At 39.2% G+C, this 20,972-nt stretch carries 20 protein-coding genes and 2 rRNA genes; 10 read left to right on the top strand and 12 right to left on the bottom strand.

Annotated elements, in window-relative coordinates:
- Nucleotides 1-367: 367 nt before the first annotated feature.
- The gene (locus tag AAW12_RS00460) at nucleotides 368-664 is read right to left on the bottom strand and encodes a hypothetical protein (protein WP_046671659.1); all 297 of its coding nucleotides are present in this window, start codon (nucleotides 662-664) and stop codon (nucleotides 368-370) included.
- Nucleotides 642-881, bottom strand: a complete 240-nt coding sequence (locus AAW12_RS00455; RefSeq protein ID WP_046671658.1) for a hypothetical protein — start codon at nucleotides 879-881, stop codon at nucleotides 642-644. The genes AAW12_RS00460 and AAW12_RS00455 overlap by 23 nt, the downstream gene beginning before the upstream one ends.
- A 303-nt stretch (nucleotides 882-1,184) precedes the next feature.
- Here AAW12_RS00455 and AAW12_RS00450 point away from each other — a divergent pair, with 303 nt between their 5' ends.
- On the top strand, nucleotides 1,185-1,709 hold the full coding sequence (locus AAW12_RS00450) for a hypothetical protein (RefSeq protein WP_046671657.1): 525 nt from the start codon (nucleotides 1,185-1,187) through the stop codon (nucleotides 1,707-1,709).
- Nucleotides 1,710-1,830: 121 nt separating this feature from the next.
- On the opposite strand, the gene AAW12_RS00445 is transcribed toward AAW12_RS00450, so the two are convergent.
- Nucleotides 1,831-2,406 carry a 2,3-bisphosphoglycerate-dependent phosphoglycerate mutase gene (locus tag AAW12_RS00445; RefSeq protein ID WP_046671656.1) on the bottom strand — a complete coding sequence of 192 codons (576 nt, stop codon included), beginning with the start codon at nucleotides 2,404-2,406 and terminating at the stop codon, nucleotides 1,831-1,833.
- Between the two features lie 372 nt (nucleotides 2,407-2,778).
- Here AAW12_RS00445 and AAW12_RS00440 point away from each other — a divergent pair, with 372 nt between their 5' ends.
- From AAW12_RS00440 to AAW12_RS00430, 3 genes are all read left to right on the top strand, one after another.
- Nucleotides 2,779-3,153, top strand: a complete 375-nt coding sequence (locus AAW12_RS00440) for a BlaI/MecI/CopY family transcriptional regulator (protein ID WP_046671655.1) — start codon at nucleotides 2,779-2,781, stop codon at nucleotides 3,151-3,153.
- Entirely contained in the window at nucleotides 3,150-4,553 is a 1,404-nt protein-coding gene (locus AAW12_RS00435) for a M56 family metallopeptidase (RefSeq protein WP_046671654.1), read from the top strand. The genes AAW12_RS00440 and AAW12_RS00435 overlap by 4 nt, the downstream gene beginning before the upstream one ends.
- Before the next feature lie 649 nt (nucleotides 4,554-5,202).
- Nucleotides 5,203-6,495: a hypothetical protein gene (locus tag AAW12_RS00430; protein WP_046671653.1), complete on the top strand. Its 1,293-nt coding sequence runs from the start codon at nucleotides 5,203-5,205 to the stop codon at nucleotides 6,493-6,495.
- An 88-nt stretch (nucleotides 6,496-6,583) separates the two neighbouring features.
- On the opposite strand, the gene AAW12_RS00425 is transcribed toward AAW12_RS00430, so the two are convergent.
- From AAW12_RS00425 to AAW12_RS00415, 3 genes are all read right to left on the bottom strand, one after another.
- Nucleotides 6,584-7,030 carry a hypothetical protein gene (locus AAW12_RS00425; protein ID WP_046671652.1) on the bottom strand — a complete coding sequence of 149 codons (447 nt, stop codon included), beginning with the start codon at nucleotides 7,028-7,030 and terminating at the stop codon, nucleotides 6,584-6,586.
- A 490-nt stretch (nucleotides 7,031-7,520) separates the two neighbouring features.
- Entirely contained in the window at nucleotides 7,521-9,911 is a 2,391-nt protein-coding gene (locus AAW12_RS00420) for a PDZ domain-containing protein (protein ID WP_156167482.1), read from the bottom strand.
- A 97-nt stretch (nucleotides 9,912-10,008) separates the two neighbouring features.
- A complete protein-coding gene (locus AAW12_RS00415) occupies nucleotides 10,009-11,055 on the bottom strand; it encodes an alpha-L-fucosidase (RefSeq protein ID WP_084823030.1) in 1,047 nt (348 codons plus the stop codon).
- A 319-nt stretch (nucleotides 11,056-11,374) separates the two neighbouring features.
- Between AAW12_RS00415 and AAW12_RS00410 the strand changes: the two genes are divergently transcribed.
- Nucleotides 11,375-11,872: a DinB family protein gene (locus AAW12_RS00410; RefSeq protein WP_046671651.1), complete on the top strand. Its 498-nt coding sequence runs from the start codon at nucleotides 11,375-11,377 to the stop codon at nucleotides 11,870-11,872.
- 16 nt (nucleotides 11,873-11,888) lie between these two features.
- Entirely contained in the window at nucleotides 11,889-12,644 is a 756-nt protein-coding gene (locus tag AAW12_RS00405; protein ID WP_046671650.1) for a DNA alkylation repair protein, read from the top strand.
- A gap of 127 nt (nucleotides 12,645-12,771) precedes the next feature.
- On the opposite strand, the gene AAW12_RS00400 is transcribed toward AAW12_RS00405, so the two are convergent.
- Nucleotides 12,772-14,268, bottom strand: a complete 1,497-nt coding sequence (locus AAW12_RS00400) for a succinate CoA transferase (protein ID WP_046671649.1) — start codon at nucleotides 14,266-14,268, stop codon at nucleotides 12,772-12,774.
- Between the two features lie 433 nt (nucleotides 14,269-14,701).
- On the opposite strand from AAW12_RS00400, the gene AAW12_RS00395 reads away from it, so the two are divergent.
- Complete coding sequence (locus AAW12_RS00395) at nucleotides 14,702-15,535, top strand: AraC family transcriptional regulator (RefSeq protein ID WP_046671648.1); 834 nt, start codon at nucleotides 14,702-14,704, stop codon at nucleotides 15,533-15,535.
- A gap of 39 nt (nucleotides 15,536-15,574) precedes the next feature.
- Nucleotides 15,575-16,426 carry a DUF1080 domain-containing protein gene (locus AAW12_RS00390; protein WP_046671647.1) on the top strand — a complete coding sequence of 284 codons (852 nt, stop codon included), beginning with the start codon at nucleotides 15,575-15,577 and terminating at the stop codon, nucleotides 16,424-16,426.
- A gap of 149 nt (nucleotides 16,427-16,575) precedes the next feature.
- Here the strand turns inward: AAW12_RS00390 and rpsT are convergent, their stop codons facing one another.
- A complete protein-coding gene (gene rpsT, locus AAW12_RS00385) occupies nucleotides 16,576-16,830 on the bottom strand; it encodes a 30S ribosomal protein S20 (RefSeq protein WP_046671646.1) in 255 nt (84 codons plus the stop codon).
- Nucleotides 16,831-16,944: 114 nt separating this feature from the next.
- Between rpsT and AAW12_RS00380 the strand changes: the two genes are divergently transcribed.
- Nucleotides 16,945-17,478, top strand: a complete 534-nt coding sequence (locus AAW12_RS00380) for an RNA methyltransferase (protein WP_046671645.1) — start codon at nucleotides 16,945-16,947, stop codon at nucleotides 17,476-17,478.
- A 90-nt stretch (nucleotides 17,479-17,568) separates the two neighbouring features.
- On the top strand, nucleotides 17,569-18,441 hold the full coding sequence (sucD, locus tag AAW12_RS00375; RefSeq protein ID WP_046671644.1) for a succinate--CoA ligase subunit alpha: 873 nt from the start codon (nucleotides 17,569-17,571) through the stop codon (nucleotides 18,439-18,441).
- Nucleotides 18,442-18,518: 77 nt separating this feature from the next.
- Here sucD and AAW12_RS00370 read toward each other — a convergent pair whose 3' ends face one another.
- The 4 genes from AAW12_RS00370 to AAW12_RS00355 all read right to left on the bottom strand — a co-directional run.
- The gene (locus AAW12_RS00370) at nucleotides 18,519-19,019 is read right to left on the bottom strand and encodes a DinB family protein (RefSeq protein ID WP_046671643.1); all 501 of its coding nucleotides are present in this window, start codon (nucleotides 19,017-19,019) and stop codon (nucleotides 18,519-18,521) included.
- Nucleotides 19,020-19,026: 7 nt separating this feature from the next.
- Nucleotides 19,027-19,914 carry a DUF4886 domain-containing protein gene (locus AAW12_RS00365; RefSeq protein ID WP_084823029.1) on the bottom strand — a complete coding sequence of 296 codons (888 nt, stop codon included), beginning with the start codon at nucleotides 19,912-19,914 and terminating at the stop codon, nucleotides 19,027-19,029.
- Between the two features lie 452 nt (nucleotides 19,915-20,366).
- A 5S ribosomal RNA gene (gene rrf, locus AAW12_RS00360) occupies nucleotides 20,367-20,478 on the bottom strand.
- A 155-nt stretch (nucleotides 20,479-20,633) separates the two neighbouring features.
- A 23S ribosomal RNA gene (locus AAW12_RS00355) occupies nucleotides 20,634-20,972 on the bottom strand; the annotation flags it as partial.

Here is a 20,972-nt window from a genome sequence, read left to right as displayed (position 1 = left end):
TGAAAATTGAAAAATATATTATGATGCAAAACCAACACTGTTAAAAGTCAGCCACATACAGACTTAACATGTTACTCCAAACATAGATAAATTGATTTTTAAATAAAAGAAGTATGCGATCTTATTCAGATAATTCGCTATAAAACTGTCTTTACTGTCAATTTTTAAAGGTTCAGTTTTCTTTTCATCAACATATCTCTCGTTTTTAGGTTTCGAGAGCATAAGATGGTAATTAAATTAACCCAACTGTTAATTTAGCTAATGTACGCTGTAAGAGTCCGATTAGACTGAGAAATTATCCTACTATATTCAACTAACCGACTCTTTCCAATGTATATTGGAAGACTTCTGCTATAAATACAAAATATTACCACACATCACGATTTGATGCCTTAAGGCTTTCCCGAGCGTAATTCGCTACTTCATCATTTTCGTCTCCGGTTTTTAAACGTACCTGCAGATTTTCTAGCCAGTCGGCTAATGCATCTAAAGCCGTTTCACCGTTTCCGAAAATTCCTTGATGCGGATCGGGCCCCAGTAAACACCAATACGATGTTTCTTCTTTAAAAACAACAGGACGTAGCTCACGAATTTCAAAAGGTAATTCTTCTGAATCAAAATCCAGTGGTACAATTTTATCTTCAGCTATTTTCATCTGTTCCATAACCCATTTCTATTTTTTTAAAATCTTCCTCTGGCCAGGTAAGCAGCTCCTTCAACAAATATATTTTTGGTCCTCCATCTGCTGTATCATCAGCAAACTGTTGTAGAAATTCCTGTAGATCACCTTCAACTTTAATTAATTTTCCATCTTGAAGAACATCATATCCCGCTGCAATCCATTCTTCAATCTTTTCGGTATTGATTTGTAGTTTCTCCATTTTCCGTATTTTGTAGCATCTTACATGCTGTCTTATAACATCTAATAATCGTTCATCGATAAAAAATAGTCCAGCGCACTAATTTTACCTTGAAAAAACAGACTTTCTGTGATTAGAACAACACGCTAGTAAAAACGGTTGGATTTATTTTTAAATTATGCACAAAAAAAGACATTAAAAAAGAAGCAGTTACAGATCATTTATTGTTTATCAAAATATTAAAAAAATCTTTGGCAAACTATTTGTTTGAACAGCGAAAGTTTTCTAATCGAAAACGCACAACTAATATTTTTTTAAATTATCATGAAAAAAGTAATTCTACCTTTTCTAACACTTTTTACGCTACTATTTGCTGCTCATCAGCAAGCAAACGCACAAACTCCCTATCGGACAGCCATTGGTCTTGGAATAGACGTCGGCGATGGTCAAACGCTATTCGGTCCACAGATAAAACACAATTTTGGTGGAAATGACGCCGGAAATGCACAAGTATTATTTGGAGACAATATTACTGTTATCGGTGTGGATTATTCATACAATAAACGTATTCCTGGATCTCGAGGTCTTTCATGGTACATTGGTGTAGGTCCACAAGTTTCATTTATTGATTATGGTAAATGGCACGACGACTGGTATGACGACTACCATTGGAAAGATGGAAAAACACATACTGATTTTGCGATCCGACCAGCCTTGGGGCTAGAGTTCAAAATACCTTCGGCACCATTGGCAATGCATTTCGACTGGAAACCTTGGTGGAATCTTTCTCATGGTTCTAATTTCGAACCATCGCGTTTTTCTTTAGGATTTAAATTCGTTTTGAAATAGTATAACGCGGATACAAATAACAAAAATCCTGCTCATCGTTCGTATGGCAGGATTTTTTGTTTCTCAACTGCAATTTCACCATTTCATGAATGATTAGATTAGCCTAGAAATCAGTATAACACTATCCCTCAACCTGATATTCGATCGGTTGTCCGGTAGCGATCTCCCGTTCCAATATTTGTTCCGGAGAAAGATGTTCCAAAAACATAATCAGTGCCCTAAGGCTATTGCCATGCGCAACAACAAGTACATTTTTGCCTTCTTTCAGTTTAGGTGTTATAGAATGTTCATAATATGGAATAACACGTTCGTATGTATCTTTAAGACTCTCCCCTCCTGGTGGCGGAACATCAAAAGACCTACGCCAGATATGCACTTGTTCGGCGCCATATTTTTTGGCCGTTTCAGCCTTATTCAAGCCCTCAAGTTGTCCATAACCGCGCTCATTTAAAGCAGCATTTATAACAATAGGGACGGAAGGATTGCCCATTTCATGCAAAATAATTTCCAAAGTATGTTGCGCTCTTATAAGCGCTGAAGTATAAGCGATATCAATTCGTTCATTTGCCAAAGCTAGTCCCGCCTGCCGAGCTTCCTGTTGTCCCAATTCGGTAATATCAATATCTTGCCAACCCGTAAAGCGATTTTCCAAATTCCATTGCGATTGTCCATGCCGTACTAAAAAAAGTTTTGCCATTATTTATCCTAAGTTTTTCTAAAACTGTCGCCCACCACAGGCCCAACGCCATATATAATAACGGTACATTCCATTTTGTTTTATTTATACTTTGAATGCTTGTCTAACCGTCTAAACTAAGGATCAAACTACAGCTATAGGCTACCACAGATTCCTTAGCTGAAAAAACGGCACAAACAAATCCAGCTACCCTATTATTTGTATATACTTATTGTTTTTATAAGGGCACGCAACGAGTTTTATGGTAAAAATTGTTCTCATTCTCAAAGGAATAAAAATTTAAACAACTGTAAATCAATCAAATAATAAAAACAGGAATTATTTAACATATTTTAATTCTACACAATGTAGAATATGCTCTATATTTGTAGTATGAATAAATTATCAGCTACGGAAGAACAATTGATGGGCTACATCTGGGACATGAAAAAAGCTTTTATGAAAGATCTAATGGAAGCGTATCCTGAACCTAAACCGGCGCCAACAACTGTTGCTACATTATTGAAGAGAATGACTGAAAAGGGGGCAATATCTTATGTGCTTTATGGAAATTCGAGAGAGTATTATCCATTAATCGATAAAGACAACTATTACTTAGCACATGTAAATGATATTGTAGAAACTTACTTCGACAATTCAGCATTAAAATTTGCATCTTTTTTCACTAAACAATCTCAGCTGAGCAAAGAGCAATTGGAGGAACTGAAAAATATAATTGATTCCGAAATTAAAAACAAAGAGACATGATGCTATATATTGGAAAACTGATAGCCTGTTCGGGTTTACTGTATCTCATTTATTGGTCAGTACTACGCAACCAGAAGTTGTTGCTATTCAACCGCTGTTATTTACTTGGGATTATCCCCTTATCTGTCATCATTCCAATGATCCAGATCGCTGTCCCATTTGATGTTTTCAACTTATTGAACGCAAGAAACACTGATGCTACCCCTGTCGGGTCGATCATTACACAGCCGGCAACGGATTCAGCACTCTTCAATAATGATTATGTTGATTGGTACAACCTCGCTCTGCTGGTTTATGTGATCGTCTCGATTGCATTACTCCTGAAACAGGTTTGGTTGTACCGCAAATTCCTGTATTATATCCGAAGTGCCACACCGACTCATGAACAGTCTATATATTGCATACGTGGTTTAAAAACACCTTTTTCTTTTTTTCAAAAAATTTATGTTCCCAAAGAGGCCTATCAACAGGGCGATATTGATCAATCAATTATAACGCACGAACGGGCCCATGCCAATCAACGTCATTCAATAGACGTACTTTTTATACAGCTCTTGGGTATATTTTTTTGGTTCAATCCCTTTATTTATCTCATTCAAAAATCGATCCGACAAACGCATGAATACCTTGCAGATGATGCAGTCGTGAAGATTCACGAAAAGTTAAGATACCAACATTTAATTATCGAGTGGAGCATGTCCACCCCTGATATAAACACATTACCGGCCAGTAATTTTAATTTCTTAACAACAAAAAAACGATTAATTATGTTACAAAAAAGAACAACCCCAAGTAAACTCTTGTTAATGCCTGGGCTTACTTTATTACTGACAGTAGCGATATCCACGTTGTTTTCAACACATGTGGAGGCACAGAAAACAACGCCGACTACGACAAAAAAAGCAGCGGCTGCCAACACCGCAATAACGCCGCCTGCATCACGGCAATCGGAGGCTCCTAAAACTAGTGGAAGAATTCCTAAATCACCAACAAAGGAGATGGCTCCGCCAATAATATCCCAGCAGAGCTCTTCTTCTCAACAAGAGGATAATGTACGTTTCCCGGCACCTCGAAAAAAACCTGCTCCACCTCAAAATTCCCCAAAAATAATCGATGAGGTACATGTTGAGCGAATCAAATTTGCGGAGCCTCAAAAAAAGTCTACTCCATCAAAAAGAGTTTCACCGATAGTCGAAGAAGTGCAAGTAGCCCCTAAAATTGAGGAAGTATGGGTCGAAGATATTCAACCGCGTCAACCAAAACGTATCAATCTTTCTGCCAATGCCAATGTCAGTTCAAATCAAGATCAAAAAGACATTCAAGTTAAGGAGGAAAAGCCTATACGGATTTCCCTAAAAGTGAAACCCGAAGTGGAAGTAAATACAGTGAATAAAAAATAGCGAACGGAATTCTTCGAATTGCAATAAGAGGAATTGTATTCCTCTTATTGCGATATATCCACTTCTCTCGACTACACACCTATAAACCAACATGTTGTTTAGATTATTCAAAATTTAATGTACCAACGCTTCTTATAGATTTGATATAATTTAAAGTCCAGTTAAAGACAAACATCACCATTTTCCAAAATATGATTAAAGAGTAGATTCGGGTTAAAAAACAATAAATCCTACTGCCATTTATTTTTAAAGCAATTCGGTCCGTGTAATGATCCTTAAAAACGGTGGAAAAAGTTATACGCATCTTGGTGAAATGAATGTCTACCGGATGCGCTCTTCTATCATCGACAAAGAAAAGGAAGCTGAAGATAATTATTGACCATCATCACAAAGATTTTTTTCTAATCATCAATGGTGCTCAAAGGTGCACGACGACGGAGGTAGAAATACCTCCGTTTTACTTTTCGCTCTAGTATATCATCAACATTCAAACAAGCTCCAAAATGCTCTGAGGTCAAATTTCCGCTATAGCATCAGTGTATGTGAAGAAGCGATCCCCAGCAAAAAAATAAAAAACTTTTTTATTACCTTAGATAAATAAATCGAACAAGAAAACAACTTGTTTTTTCATTAACTATAGTTCACATATATGAAATTATATGCCTTTGTATTGGGAGTAGGTTTACTTCCAGCCGTAGGATTATGTCAAAAGACCGTCACCCCTGGGAGCAGCGATATCAATACCAACTATATAAAACCAGAAAAATCACTGTATACGGTCTATTATGTTAAAGATAACAATTGGGACAAACAAGGATCACTGACCTACGAAATTGTAGCGGCCGACAATCAGCTGACCTTAACCAATACCTATGTTCCGAAAGACAATGCCTGGACTTCGATACGCACGACGACTGCCGACGCAAAAACACTTCGGTCTATCCGCTATTCTAGCGATGGAAAGGAAGCAAAAGTAAACCTCAACTTTGGAGAAACAATTACAGGTAATTATTATTCGAAGAAAACGAAAAAGGAAAAAAAGATCAACTTACAGCCAACTAGACCTTTTGTGGATTTTAACTGGACAGATCACCTGATTTCAACTCTCCCTTTAGACCTAGGGTATAAAGCGCGCATCCCGCAATTTTATTATAATAGTGATTCGGACATTTTCGTCGAAGACTATACCATCAAGGAAGTAAAAAGCTACAGTTATGGCTCCCCAAAAACAGGTAAACACGACAGTTGGCTGGTTACACTTTTAGAAGAAAGTACCGGAGCCATCTATAATTATGTCATCGATAAGAAAGATCGCCGATTATGGCAAAGGGAAATGTCCATGGGAAATGGCAAATGGGAAATTACCGTAAACGAAGAACTGGACTATCAACCTATTAAAAATAGATTTAACAAAGAACAGGCTGCCCAACAGATTTCCCAGGGTAACAGTGTTATTATCGGGACGGCTTACGCTCGATCTAGCTCCGGAAAAAAACTTGGCGGACTCGTGAATACCGCCAAAAAGCAATATGCCCCAAAAGGTACAGAAATTACACTCTTCGCCAACTCCGCCTATTACGAAGAATGGCTGGAAGTCAATAAAAAGATCCGAAAACAGAAAAAAGTGCAGGAAGTTCCATTGGATCCCGATTTTGGCTATGCTATTAAAAAAGCAAAGGTGTATGATGATGAGGGGCATTTCGAATTTGCAGATCTCATGCCAGGTGCATACGTGATTATGGCGAGCTTCGATTTTACCAATTCTTACAACTATTCTTATGTATCAGGCTACACCAATTATTATAACTATTGGGGTTATACAGGTTCCACGACAAATTATGGTACGGCGAGATCATCCTATGTCGACAAAGCCAATGTTGAAAAGCACGTCACCATTGACAAAGACGGTGAAAAGAAAGAGGTAAATTTAAAGGAAATGTAATCAAAAAAATGCCGTTAAGCTCCTTTGTTTGACGGCATTTTTTATGCTTTTTAAAACGTATTTCTAAGACGATAAAATCTTCGACCCTTCATTTACCCATCCATTTACTTTTTCGAAGGTCAATATACCGGTCTAGGCTAATGGGAAAGTTATCGGCAGTCTGCAGTAGAAAACAGGCCGCAGCTCCTACCCAGACCGAATAATCAAACGTCGATTTAATTCCGAAGGAGAAAGTCATCACCATCGCAAAGCAGATCAGTAGAATCCCAGCAACGAATGCAGTGAAACGCAGTTTATAGCCGATCAGCAATAGGATTGCTAAGACAACCTCCAATAATGTTGCACCGATAGCAAGTATATTACCGAAAGATTCAGGCACAAAAAAATTAAGGGTATTTGAGTAGGCTACAAAATTGGCCCAATTTCCCCAGGAAACATGTGATGCCCCCGGTGCCCCCCACAGTCCCAAACGATCTGCAACAGCAGATAAAAACGCTGTCGATACAGCTATACGTACAAAAAGTTGACTATACATGGTATGAATTATATAAATTTCGTATAAACACTATAAATCAAATGTAAGAGAACAAAAACAGTCCAAACTTAAACCAGTTTAAGAAACTTGTTTCAACCATCCCATACCCACAAAGACTCCCCCTCATTGTCGGTGTTATACCTTCACTCCCTCGCTCATCGTTGGGCGATCACCTTTGGTCAAACCCATTGCACAGTAAATCAATAAGGCTGCCAGCACATGGGTGCTGTACAGCCTTATACATCAATTAATACGAATAAGAATTTAATATGTGCGCCCCCGGTAAGATGATAACACACTGTTATAATGACGACCTAGATGCTCAATAGTCCCAATGGAAATAAAAATTATAAACAAAAAATAATATCGTCATAAGATGATCGATCTATCACAACTGCCATGTTTTACTGCTAATTGCTCACAATAGCTATATCGCATGTCAACAAACCGAAGTACAATCGTATATTTCAATAAGCGCATAGAAAATTTACTACAGCTGCAGGGTTAATTCCTGCTGCCCTTGGTTTCTAAAAATGAACACCTTCGGCCGGTCAGCGTGTACATGCTTTTTAATCGCTTGTTGCAGGTCTATTAATTGATCTATTTTCTCACCCTGATAATTCAATACAACATCGCCGACACGCAAACCGCTTTTATAAAGATTGCCTTTTTCATCCAACTCGAGCAACAGCACGCCGTTTATCGAGGGTAGGCCTGCAGCCGACTGCTCGCCCAAAGTCTCCACTGATTTAAATACCCCCGACTTCCAGGTCCACCTGCTCCCCTGCTCCTTTGCTTCGGATTGGATCAACTGTGGTATTTCAGGACTAGCGGCTAGAGTTTTAAGTCTTTTACTGGTAACTCCAAAATGCAACATGTCAAAATTTTTAAAATCCTGATCCTTCCAGTTTTTCAACCGGAAATCACCATGTGCGGGATTCGTAAAGTTCAATTGAATAACCCGACCATGTTTTTCTATGCCTTTCGCTCGATCTTTGTCGAGGTCATCCTGCCGTCCGTAAATATTATGGTCTACCTCTTCCCCCCAATACTTGACCTGTATATCCTGATGGGACTCCATCACGATATTATTACGGAATACATCGTGACTATGCTGAAACCATACATGAGGATGAAAACCATTGTTGATCATCACGTTGTTGTACACTTTGCGATAAAACCCTTCTCTTAGTTTTAGTCCTCCACTTAAACAAAGGTTATTGTAAATTTCATAGTTGGAAGATCCGTCGTCCAGATCAATATCCCAACCGTGATCACAGCGAAATCTATTATCATGAATTTTGGTTGTTTTGACTGCGTCCAGCAATATTAAATTGGGATGTTTCGCCGTCAGTTCATCCATCTCCTTTCTATTGGGATGCCAAAAACGGTCGCGCCCCCATGAGTTGAAGGCTCCATGATCACTGGTTTCCAGGACTGTATTAAAAACATCATTGTAAGCGATCTCATGACCGCCCCAAGTCCCATCACCTACATTAATACCTGCTCGAGGAACATTGTAAATGGTATTATGCAAAATTCGTAGCGATTCAGCCATGGAGACCTGTACACCTGCCACTTGTTTTTCGATCAAGCCAATGTCATGGATCAGGTTGTCACTTGCCTCACAGTTCATGGGATAATTATTGGTTTTTGGTCCTTTAATGGTATCCATTTGGTCAAATGGGACAAATTTTTCATATCGAAATGCCGGTGAGCGCACTGCCGCTGGGTCACCTACAAAATTGATCGCTCCGGCACCGATTTGTTCAATCCGGTTTCCTTCGATCTTGACCTCTCGATTGTAATTGTTAACAAAGATCGCATTGCCGCCCAATGCGACAAAATCGTTCGCGCGAAAGATACAATTTTCCGCGCCTTCAATCTTTACGGCTCCCTGTCGATAGATCGTCCAATCACTACGTAAGAGCGGCTCGCTTGTTTTCATAAAGGTGGGCGCGGTATACGTGAAGCGAAGGCCACTAACCTCAATATCATGCACTGGGCTGGAAGATGAACCTGAAAGATAGATTAGATTTTCCAATTGTGGTGCTACAAACTTCAGCTTGTTGGGATCAACTCCTTTAGCAGGCATATAATATAATAGTGCTTTCTCCTCATCCAAATACCACTCCTGAAAGGTATCGAGTTCTTCAAAGATATTTTCTACAAAGCGATAGGTCTCGTGCATTTTGCTGGGACGATTATTTTGCTGTCCACCTTCCAGTGTAACAGTTGATAGGCCATCTTTTCCTGTAATCTTATAATGGAATCCTCCCCAGCGACCAGCATGCAAAGCATGTACAATTCCCCCCTTGGGGTTTTTCCAGGTTGTTACACGTTCGGGACTTAATGCATCTGCTGCATAGCCTTGAAATGGCAGGACTGTGGGATCGTAGTTTGGATAACGGGCCCGGACAAGATGCTTATCATTTGCATATAGACTTTGGAAGTTTACTCCTCTTGGGACCTTAGCCACCCAAATACCGCGATCGCCCTGTTCCCATTTGACGTTAAGCGATTTGGCACCACTCAGCGTAACTTGTGATCCTTCCTCAGCTTTGATCCGCAAGGGTTGTCTTCTTGTGCCCGATACCCCGGCAGACAATTCAATCGGTTTATCCAGCTGGTACGTGCCTGCCATAAAGATGATTTCGATGTCTGGTGTATTTTTTCCTTGTTTCTGTTTTTCTACGGACCGCAGTGCGGCTTCAGCTGTGGCATAGGGACTGACCATGGTTCCTTGGTTTCTATCACTTCCTTTTGTACTGATGTAAATACGTTTTACCGAGCCAGACTGTTGCCCACGCACGCTAAGTGAAGCGACACCGGTAAGGCCAATAAATAATAATTTTGGAAATAACATACAAGATATCTTCATAATTTTAATCGTTCATATAATTTTAGCTGGATTATATCAACTATAAACCAGCTATATCGTAAGGTCTATAAGTCAATAAACAGCAAATTAACTCAGATTAGTTCTTTTTTCGCTCTGCTGCTGCTTTCAACAAAATTTCTTTACTGGCAGCCGGCACATTTCCGTTAGCATCAGGCCCAATATTGAGCAACAAATTTCCGCCTTTTTCATTTATCTCGCGCAGCTTAGTATTTACTTCTGTAGGAGATTTCCAATTATTATCTGATTTTTTATATCCCCAAGAATTATTCAAGGTATAACAGGCTTCCCAATCGTAATCCAGCAACGTTCCAGGATGTTCTTGTTCAGGCGTTCCAAAATCACGCTTAAATTGATCCCGCTTTGCTACGCGGTTATTAATGATTAGAGTGGGTTTTAATTTGCGTAGATATTGATAAAGATCTTCTCCCGCGGCCATATCCCACCAATTCACCCAGTCTCCATCAAACCACAGGATGTCAGTATCATACTTAACAACCAATTCTTTCAATTGATTTTTCATGTATTGAATATAAGCGGCTTTCTGTTCCGGCTTAATGAGAATCTGGCCCCAGTCGCCTTTACCATTGGGATCAACATATTGCGAATCGTGATGCCAGTCGATAATACTGTAATAGGTACCAAATCTAATCCCAGCTTTCTTACAAGCTATGGACAACTCCCGCACGAGATCTCTTCCTTTCATTGGCGTCGAAGCGATATCATAATCTGTATAGGGGGAATCCCACAGACAAAACCCCTCATGATGTTTGGTCGTCAGGACGATATATTTCATTCCAGCATCCTTAGCCAATTGAACAATACGATCCGCATTGAAGTCCTTGGGATTCCAGGTGTTGATCAGTTCCGAATATGCTGCCTTCGGAATATTCATCTCCGATTGTATCCATTCGGCATATCCTTTGGTCGAATTCCCATTATACATCCCTCCAAGTTGACTATAAAGCCCAAAATGAATAAACATTCCGTACTTTGCTTCCCTAAACCAATGCATCCGTTCATCAAAATCCTTTTTGGATTCCTGCAAATAATTAACTTGGGCGTTTCCCATGTTCATAAACAACATGGCTAGTAAAGAAAGAATACAATGCGTTGCTTTTATCATATTTATTTTAATTGGTTAATCCAACAAGCTCAAGCAGCTGTCAAATCTTCTGTTGGTGCCACACACACATTATGCAAAATGCTAAACCATTCTGCTATTGCAAAATAAATATAAAAAATATGGACAATACTTTTTATTTATTTCAAATAAGTTACGCTTAATGGACAGGCCTATACCAGTCACAATTTTATAAGAAATAAATACTTTCAAAGCGGCTTATCAAACAAGCTATCTACTATAAAATTTAATGTAAATTCATTCCAAAAAGGATTTATATTTAGTAAATATTTCATTTAACACCATACTATAGATTAAAATTATGAGTTTAAAAACCTTAATCACAAAAAGTGCTGAATATAACAACTGGGTCGTCAATAAATACATCAATTGGTTGGCTGATAAATCAGATGACCAACTTAACCAAGAGGTACCTTCAAGTTTCCCGACCATTTTGAAGACCTTAAACCACATTTTGCAGACACAGGAATATTGGTGGAGCCACATTGCGGAAAGCAATGATTTTGATTTTGAGAAAAAGCGAGCCACAAAAGAAGAAATATTTGAAGCACTACAAAGAAGTTCAGCTCAACTCGTGGATTACATACACAAACTAACCGAGTTGGATCTTGAAAAAAATATCAAAGTGGAATCACCATGGTTTCAATGCGACTTCACGAAGTATGAATACATACAACAGCTGATCCTCCACGGAACATATCACAGGGGACAGATCGTTACAATGGGCCGAGCTATTGGAATAACGGATGCTCCAATGACAGACTTTAATTATTGGAATATTTATAAAGATCAACAATAGGGATTTGAGCACTGCCATGGACAAAATTACCAGTAAAGTACAGATCCGAGAAATTGTCGCAGCGGCGAAACAGCAAGGACAGCAATCCGGTATAGAATCCTTTATGTTAAGCTTACAAGCGTGTTTACTGAAAAAGAAAGTTCGTTTTCCGCTTCTGGAGTTTGCGGCCAGGGAAATTATGCTATTCGTACCTGAAACCGAGCAGTTACACTTAACAGATCGTCTCATTGCCACAACAGAAATGGGAAGTTATGTTTTAACGGGAATAATTCTCCAGCAACGTCTCCCCGAACACTTCGAACAATCCATCCATAAAGCCTGTACCTATATAACCATAGGTAATCAATGGTACGTCTGTGATATCATCGGCGAACGCGTCCTTGGTCATGCGCTGTTGACTTCGCCTAAAAAAGCAATACCTCTATTAAAAGAATTAGCTCATCATTCTGACAAATGGATTGTCCGAACAATTGGTGTAGCTACACATTATGCCGTAAAAAAAGGCCTATCAGCCACATACGTAAACATTTTATTGAAGCTACTGATTTCATTGTCAAACACAACAGATTTTCATGTAAAAAAGGGAATTGGCTGGGGAGCCAAAACAATAGCAAAATTCCATCCCGATCTTGTTAATTGTTACAGTAAAGCAATTGAATCGCCAGAAACCAAACAATGGTTTCGGACAAAAATTACGATTGGTCTCAATCGCCACAACTTGAGGACTAAACAGAATTGGCAGGAGGATACGACGATTCATCTTAACCAATGAAATGAATGCGTGATTTTCTTTGCGATAATTATACATCAAGAAAGAACTATACAGCAGGAAAGGCGAAGTCTACAATTAAACCTCGCCTTTCTATAAACCTTTAGTCCATATGTAACCACGCCCTCGGTTATTGGTCTTTTTTCATTGTTCCTTTTTCACGAAGGTTGATATGCCAGCTAAAAGCCTCTTCTAACAAATGTGGTGTATGCCCCCCTCTCTCACAAGCGCGGTTATAATAATCTAATAGCTGCTCTTTGTAATCGGGATGTACACAGTTCGCTATAATTACTTTCGCTCGCTCGCGAGGCGCTAAACCACGTAAATCTGCCAAGCCATAATCTGTTACCAAAATATCGACATCATGTTCGGTATGATCCACATGGGAAACCATGGGTACAATGTGAGAAATTGCATCTCCTTTAGAGGCCGCCTGTGCGACAAAGATGCTCAAATAAGCATTGCGTGCAAAGTCACCCGACCCGCCGATACCGTTCATGATATTTGTTCCTGAAGTATGGGTAGAATTTACGTTTCCATAAATATCAAACTCTATGGCTGTATTAATTGCAATAATCCCCAAACGTTTGATCAGTCCAGGTGTATTGGAAATGTTCTGTGGGCGCAATACAATTTTATCACGGTATCGATCCAAATGATCGAACACTCTTGAATAACACTCTTCCGAAACAGTAATTGAAGAAGCAGAAGCAAAATCCAGTTTTCCGGCATCGATAAGGTCAAAGGTACTATCTTGCAACACTTCAGAAAACATCGTTAGATTACGGAACTTACTATGTATAAATCCCGTCAGAACAGCGTTAGCTACTTTTCCAATACCCGCTTGAAGTGGCATCAAGCTTTCTGACAAATGACCTAGCGCTACCTCATTTTCGAAAAACTGCAAAATATGCTTCGCTATCGCTGTCGTTTTGGTATCCGGTTCAGCAATATCGGCTGGGCTATCAAGCTCATTCGTAAACACGATTCCCACCACCTTGCTCGCGTCCAAAGGAATAGTTTTGCGCCCAATTTTATTCTCAGGAGCTACGATTGGAATAACATTACGCCGAGGGTAATCTTCGGCTTGGTAAATATCATGTATTCCTTTAATAGTCACCGGTATCGCAGTATTGACTTCCAAAATAACCTGCTTAGCCAATGCAGCAAAAGTTGCCGAATTTCCTACAGAAGTCGTTGGAACAATACTTCCGTCTGATTCTATTGCTGCTACTTCCAAAACAGCAATATCCACCTGAGGCAAATTCTTATTGTGCAGCAATTCGGCTGTTTCGCTTAGATGCTGATCAATAAACAGCACATCCCCCGCATTAATTTTATGACGTAAAATACGATCTACCTGAAAGGGCATCCGCTTGGATAATGCTCCCGCTTCCGCCAATTTACCGTCCGTTCCGTGTCCCAACGAAGCCCCGGTAATCAAGGTTATTTTCAATGGATCCACTTTTGCACGTTCAGCCAAGGCAGGTAACACCACCTTACTGTCTCCAGCCTTGGTAAAACCACTCGACCCAACGACCATTCCGTTTTGAAATAGTTTAGCAGCTTCTTCTGCTGTAATCACTTTATCATGTAAGCTTTGAACTTTTATTCTTTCGTAAGCCATATTGTTATAGTTTGATTTTATTCCATTATTGTAAACTTAAGAAATTGAAATCTATATATTTCCCTTCGTTGAAAAGTTCTTTGTTATAATTTGCAACCTCTTAACCAAACAATTTTAGCACTTTTTTCAACTGCATATTTATTATCATTCGACACAAAATTATCCAAAGGCGACTAAAAATACACAACGCTCTACAAATCAAAAATATACAACAAATCATAATAAAAAAATAGTTTATATCACCCCGACAGATAATATATATCACACTGATAACAAACAACTTACAAGAATAACAGCAAAGCCAAAGTAAGTAAAGACTAACTCTCCGCTTGAATAACTGCCATTTTAATGTAAGCATACACTCACTTTCAAGAAGTAAAGGCGGGGTCTAGTAAAAAAGTCTTACCTTTGTGACATCGTATTATAGGTTAAAATGAATACACAAGAGATAAGCACAGATGCCAAATATGTCAACCGTTACTATATGACGGAAGTAGACTCATTTGAAGATAGCATTTACTGTCACCACGCTATTATAGCAGAAAACCATATTTCCGAACATTGCCATGATAAGGATCAATTTCTATATACAGAAGGCGGTGTCGTATTTGTTAAAACAGAGGAAAAATCTTATTTTCTACCTGCCCGTCATTATTTGTGGATTCCTGCTGGCATAAAACATAGTATTCATCCAAGTACCCCTGAGGTCGTTATGCGTAATTTGTATTTTCCCAAAGCCACTAATGACGCCCCCTTCTACAGTAAAATGGGAATTTATCCAGTAAATGATCTTTTGATAGAGCTGATTATGTTTACCAACCGCTGGAATGGCAATATCTTTCCAGTCGAAGAACCTAAATATAGTATCGCTACAGCATTTAAACTTATCCTTCCGGAACTATCGCTACATGAGCTTCCATTAGCCTTGCCCTATCCTAGTCATCAGAAATTAAAGGATATTGTCACTTACCTCGAAGAAAATATAGAGGAAAACGTCAGCTTTAAAAAACTTGCCGGATTATTTAACATTAGTGAACGCACATTGGCTAGACTATTTCAAAAGGAATTAAATATGTCTTTTATCCAATACTACACGATCCTCAGAATGCTGACCGCACTTAAGCTCCTTTTGGATGAAAAACTAAGCGTAAATGAAGTTGCGCTCAAAGTTGGATACAATAGCCTTCCCACATTTAGTAACACATTCAATAAGGTCGTCGGCATCCGTCCAAGCGAATATGTGAAACAAAAAGAATTGCTTATTTAAAAATGTTTACCTAATTTAGGTCAATAAACCTAATTCAGGATGAAATTCAAACATATCATTTACAGTGCTGGAATCCTATTGCTTAGCACTTCTTTATTTGCCAAATCTCAAGATAAGAAACCCAAACCCATTCAATTATTTAATGGGAAAGATTTGAAGAACTGGACTCCAAAAATCAGAAACCACAAAGTTGGTGATAATTATAAAAATACATTTCGTGTAGAAGACGGTTTACTCAAGGTAAGATATGATGGTTATGATAATTTCAATTTTCAGTATGGCCATCTGTTCTACAATAAAGAGTTCTCAGCGTATTTGTTGCGTGTCACTTACAGATTTGTCGGTGAACAGGTAAATGGTGGAGAAGGTTGGGCTTGGCGTAATAGCGGAGCCATGCTACATGGACAGGATCCTAATACCATGGGTGTGGATCAAGACTTTCCAATATCTATCGAAGGGCAACTGCTGGGTGGAAATGGCAAGGACGAACGGACCACAAGTAATCTTTGTACACCAGGCACAAACGTTGTGATCGACAATAAACTATTCACACCGCATTGCATCAGCTCAACATCAAAAACCTATGCTGGAGATCAATGGGTAACTGCTGATTTCTTGGTGTTGGGAGACTCTCTTGTGCAACATATCCTTGAAAACAAGGTCGTATTACAGTATACTAAACCCCAAATTGGTGGCGGCAATGTAAGTGGTTTCGATCCCAAAGTGAAGAAAGATGGACAGCTTTTAAACAAGGGTACTATTTCACTTCAGAGTGAGAGCCATCCCATTGATTTCAAAAAAGTGGAACTTTACGATTTAGAACCTTACATGAAAGATCCCAACAAATTGAAAAAGGTCATCGCAGAGCTACTTCCAAATTTACAGCAATAAATACACTGCAAATTTCAGTTTTAAAATAAAAAAGCATCGGTATTCGATGCTTTTTTATTTACTATTCGCTTGGAAAGAGAAATCCAAAGTATATAACATAAAGAAAAGGGATACAGCGAGCTGTACCCCTCTATATCTATACGAAAAGCTTACGCTAAACCGTTAACAAATTTTGTTAACTTCGATTTGTTGTTAGAAGCTTTTTTCTTGTGGATCACATTTTTCTTTGCCAAACGATCAAGCATAGAAATTACGCGTGGTAACAATGTTTTTGCTTCTTCTGCAGAAGTAGTGTGACGTAATTTTTTGATTGCGTTACGTGTAGTTTTTGCTTGGTAACGGTTTCTTAAACGTTTAGTAGCGTTTGCTCTAATTCTTTTGATCGCTGATTTATGATTTGCCATTTTTTTTAGCTAATTTTTATTCAATTTTTTTCTTGTAATTCGGACTGCAAAAATAACACCTTATTTTCAATATTCAAAATCTATTTTATTTTTTAGGTTTAGTATATTTGCGACATGCAAAAATTATCGATGGATGAACTTCAACGTACAGATGTTGAATCGTTTAAAAAACAAGAAAAAACTCCTATCACAATCGTTATGGACAATGTACGGAGCATGCATAATGTGGGCTCGGCCTTCCGTACTGCAGACGGATTTGCTATTGAAAAAATATATCTGTGTGGCATTACCGGCACACCTCCCCATCGCGAAATCGAAAAGACCGCCCTCGGGGCAACCCAATCGGTCGCTTGGGAATACCACAGAGATACCTCAGCTGTTGTAGATCAGCTTAGGACTGAAGGCTATGTCATTATTGCCATCGAGCAAGCAGATGATAGCGTTATGCTACATCAGTTTGAACCAGAAAATGACAAAAAGTATGCGCTGATTTTTGGAAATGAGGTTAATGGAGTCGATGAGGATGTCATGGAAAAAATCGATACTTGCATCGAAATCCCCCAATACGGGACTAAACATTCCTTAAATGTATCTGTCGCAATTGGCATTATTCTTTGGGATTTTATCCAAAAACGCAATTTCAATTAAAAATTTATCAATAAAGGTCACATTCCTATTCACATTGCTTCCATTTTAGAAAGCAAAATAGTAGATTTGTGTGCAAAATTTAAAGAAGAAATGAGTGTATTAGTTAATAAAGATTCAAAAGTAATCGTTCAAGGTTTCACTGGAAACGAAGGTACTTACCATGCTACTCAAATGATTGAGTACGGAACAAATGTAGTTGGTGGTGTTACTCCTGGTAAAGGTGGTCAACAACACTTAGACCGTCCTGTATTCAATACTGTGCAAGATGCAGTAGACGCTACAGGAGCTAATGTTTCTATTATTTTTGTACCTCCAGCATTTGCTGCAGATGCGATCATGGAAGCTGCCGCGGCTGGTATCGAAGTGATTGTTTGTATTACAGAAGGTATCCCAACAAAAGATATGATCCAAGTAAAATCTTACTTGAGCGACAAAAACTCTCGTTTGATCGGTCCTAACTGCCCAGGTATCATCACTGCAGGTGAAGCTAAAATCGGTATCATGCCAGGATTTATCTTCAAAAAAGGTAATGTGGGTGTTGTTTCTAAATCAGGAACTTTAACTTACGAAGCCGTAGATCAAACTGTAAAAGCAGGATTAGGTATCACAACAGCAATCGGAATTGGTGGTGACCCTATCATTGGTACGACAACGAAAGAAGCTGTTGAATTATTAATGAACGACCCTGAAACTGAAGCGATCATCATGATTGGTGAAATCGGCGGTGGAATGGAAGCTGAAGCTGCTCGTTGGATCAAAGAACATGGTACCAAACCTGTTGTTGGATTTATCGCAGGTCAAACAGCGCCTCCAGGACGTCGTATGGGACACGCTGGTGCAATTGTAGGTGGTGCTGATGACACTGCTGCAGCAAAAATGAAAATCATGCGTGAGTGTGGTATTCGTGTTGTTGAGTCTCCGGCTGAAATTGGAAAAGCAATCGCAGAAGAATTGGCTAAATAATTAGACCGTCGAACATATAAAAAAAGGGAATCAAATTTGATTCCCTTTTTTTATACCTATATAATTACATTACAACATTAACTAGGCATTGCTTCATCTGCCGATGGTCCATATAAGCCCGGGACAGCAATATCCAATAATCGCAAATAAACCGTCAACTGACCACGATGATGAACAATATGATTATTGACAACAAAACGTATTGCTCCGGCTCGTGGTAAACGTGCAATGAGATAATCGCCCGATTGTAACACCCAATCTTTAAACCAGTCTTCTTCCTTTATGTCTTCAATTGCGGCCTTATTATTTTCCAGGCCTATTTTTAACATCTCTTTTAATTCTTCTACAGAAGATACTTTAATGGGCTGATAATCTACTTTAAAATCAAATACATCTTTTGGTATTGCTTGATGTACCCAATTATGTAGTCCAACAATGTGAGCAGCTAGTTCTCCCAAACTCATCGATTTTTCGTGTGGACGCCAATCCAATTTATCGTCTGGTATGCGTTCTAAAATACGTTTGGTATTTTTTGTTTCGTGATCCAATTCGATCAAATAGCTCTTTTTGATACTCATATAAATATTAATTCATGAATTGAAAATCTTTTAATACGGTAACAGCATAGGGTGATTCCACAGCCTTATGTGCTGCTGCTCGCGCAATTTCGCCCTCTACATAGGTTACCTTGAGCGGTAAAAATGTATTGTTGAGTACATTTTCATGAAATAACGCCTCGTACCAGGTACAGGCAGCAACGAAACGTCCGTAGTTCAGATTTAAGTGATAGCCATCACGTGTAAAATGATCACCTACAAAACTCGAACGCGCATTTTGAACAGCTGTACCCGAAGGAATCAAAAGATCGAAATTACCCCAGTTAAACACCTCCTGCGAAGTGTTGGCAATAGCCCTATACATGCTATCTTGGCTACGGTTATAGCGAACAAAACCTTCATGCGATGAACCGTTCTGATACGCCCAGGTTTGATGTAATATATACTTGGTTTCAGGAAATAAAATATGTTTTGTTACATAATCATATAAGAGCGGTAGATCCTTCGCATACGAATCATAATCTCCTGATAGCGGACTTGCTTGCTGAAAGCTAATATAATCCCAAGCCTCATCTACAAGCGCTTCAGATAAGCGCTCATTTGCTTTTTCCAACATCTGCCCGTCAAGATTGATTTTACGGTAGCGATAAGCCGGCTTATCCTCTTTTGCGTTGCTAACATGTAAACTTAAAGGAGCCCCCCCAATATAGAGATTGCCGATTACTATCTTTTTTTTCCCAGCTTTCGCCAATTCATATAAATTCTGTTCAATAGCATCTTCCGAGAAACTATTACCGATGGCCAATATTCGTAGCACATCATCATCTAAAGATTTATTTTGTGCATTTAATCGATTATTCTTCAAAAAAAACATGATTAAAAAACCGAACACCAATACCTGTTTTACTTTTATCATAATATAATGCAATAACAACTAAATTAGATAATATCTCGTAGAAATGCGAATGATATCCCCAGAAAGAGAGATTTTATCCCATTTGCAAACTATCAGGATAACAGTTCGGACAGATACGAAAGTTTTGGAACAGACGCTACACAGTACAGCTAGACCACAGTGACGACTACATACCCCTGCTGGCTACGCCGATTTACCATACCGATAGACCACGGTGGCAACTGTATGTCCCTGGCTCCGAGGATGCGCCATACCATTGCAGCACAGTTGGAAACTGAACTACAGTCATCGATGGTTATGCTACTGCACCATACCCTTAAAGACAGTAGAGGCTCTAGGACAGCGCCGGTCGGGGAAGTACGGCAGATATGCAATAGCATTGTACAGGAAGTACGGGAGTTACCTAAACAAAAGAAGCCCTTGACTGTTTCCAGCAAGGGCTTCCGTGTAAAAAAAGGCACCGACCTACTCTCCCACCTGTTACGGCAATACCATCGGCTCTGGCGGGCTTGACTGCTCTGTTCGGAATGGGAAGAGGTAGACACCGCCGATATAGGCACCTAAATATTTTTTTAGATCTGAGATCAGGGATAAGAGTATCAGGAGCCTTTAAGGTCCGAAATAATCCCTATGTTCATATCTAAATGACATATATATTGAAAGAGTTTCGTTTCTGTTTTGTTTCTAAAAATTAAAGAGGAAGACAACAGTGTTATCTGCTTGAGAAAGCTTCGGGCTATTAGTACCACTTGGCTTTGGTCTCTCAACCTTTACACCTATGGCCTATCAACGTAGTCATCTTCTACGACCCTATAAGGAAGTCTCATCTCGTGGCTAGTTTCGCACTTAGATGCTTTCAGCGCTTATCTATTCCAGACGTAGCTACCCTGCCGTACACCTGGCGGCATAACAGGTTCACCAGAGGTCTGTCCAACCCGGTCCTCTCGTACTAAGGTCAGATCCACTCAAACTTCCAACGCCCACAACAGATAGGGACCGAACTGTCTCGCGACGTTCTGAACCCAGCTCGCGTGCCACTTTAATGGGCGAACAGCCCA

Origin of the sequence: Sphingobacterium sp. Ag1, assembly GCF_000988325.1 — a bacterium.
Lineage (GTDB): Bacteria > Bacteroidota > Bacteroidia > Sphingobacteriales > Sphingobacteriaceae > Sphingobacterium.
This window is presented reverse-complemented; position numbering and strand designations above follow the sequence as displayed.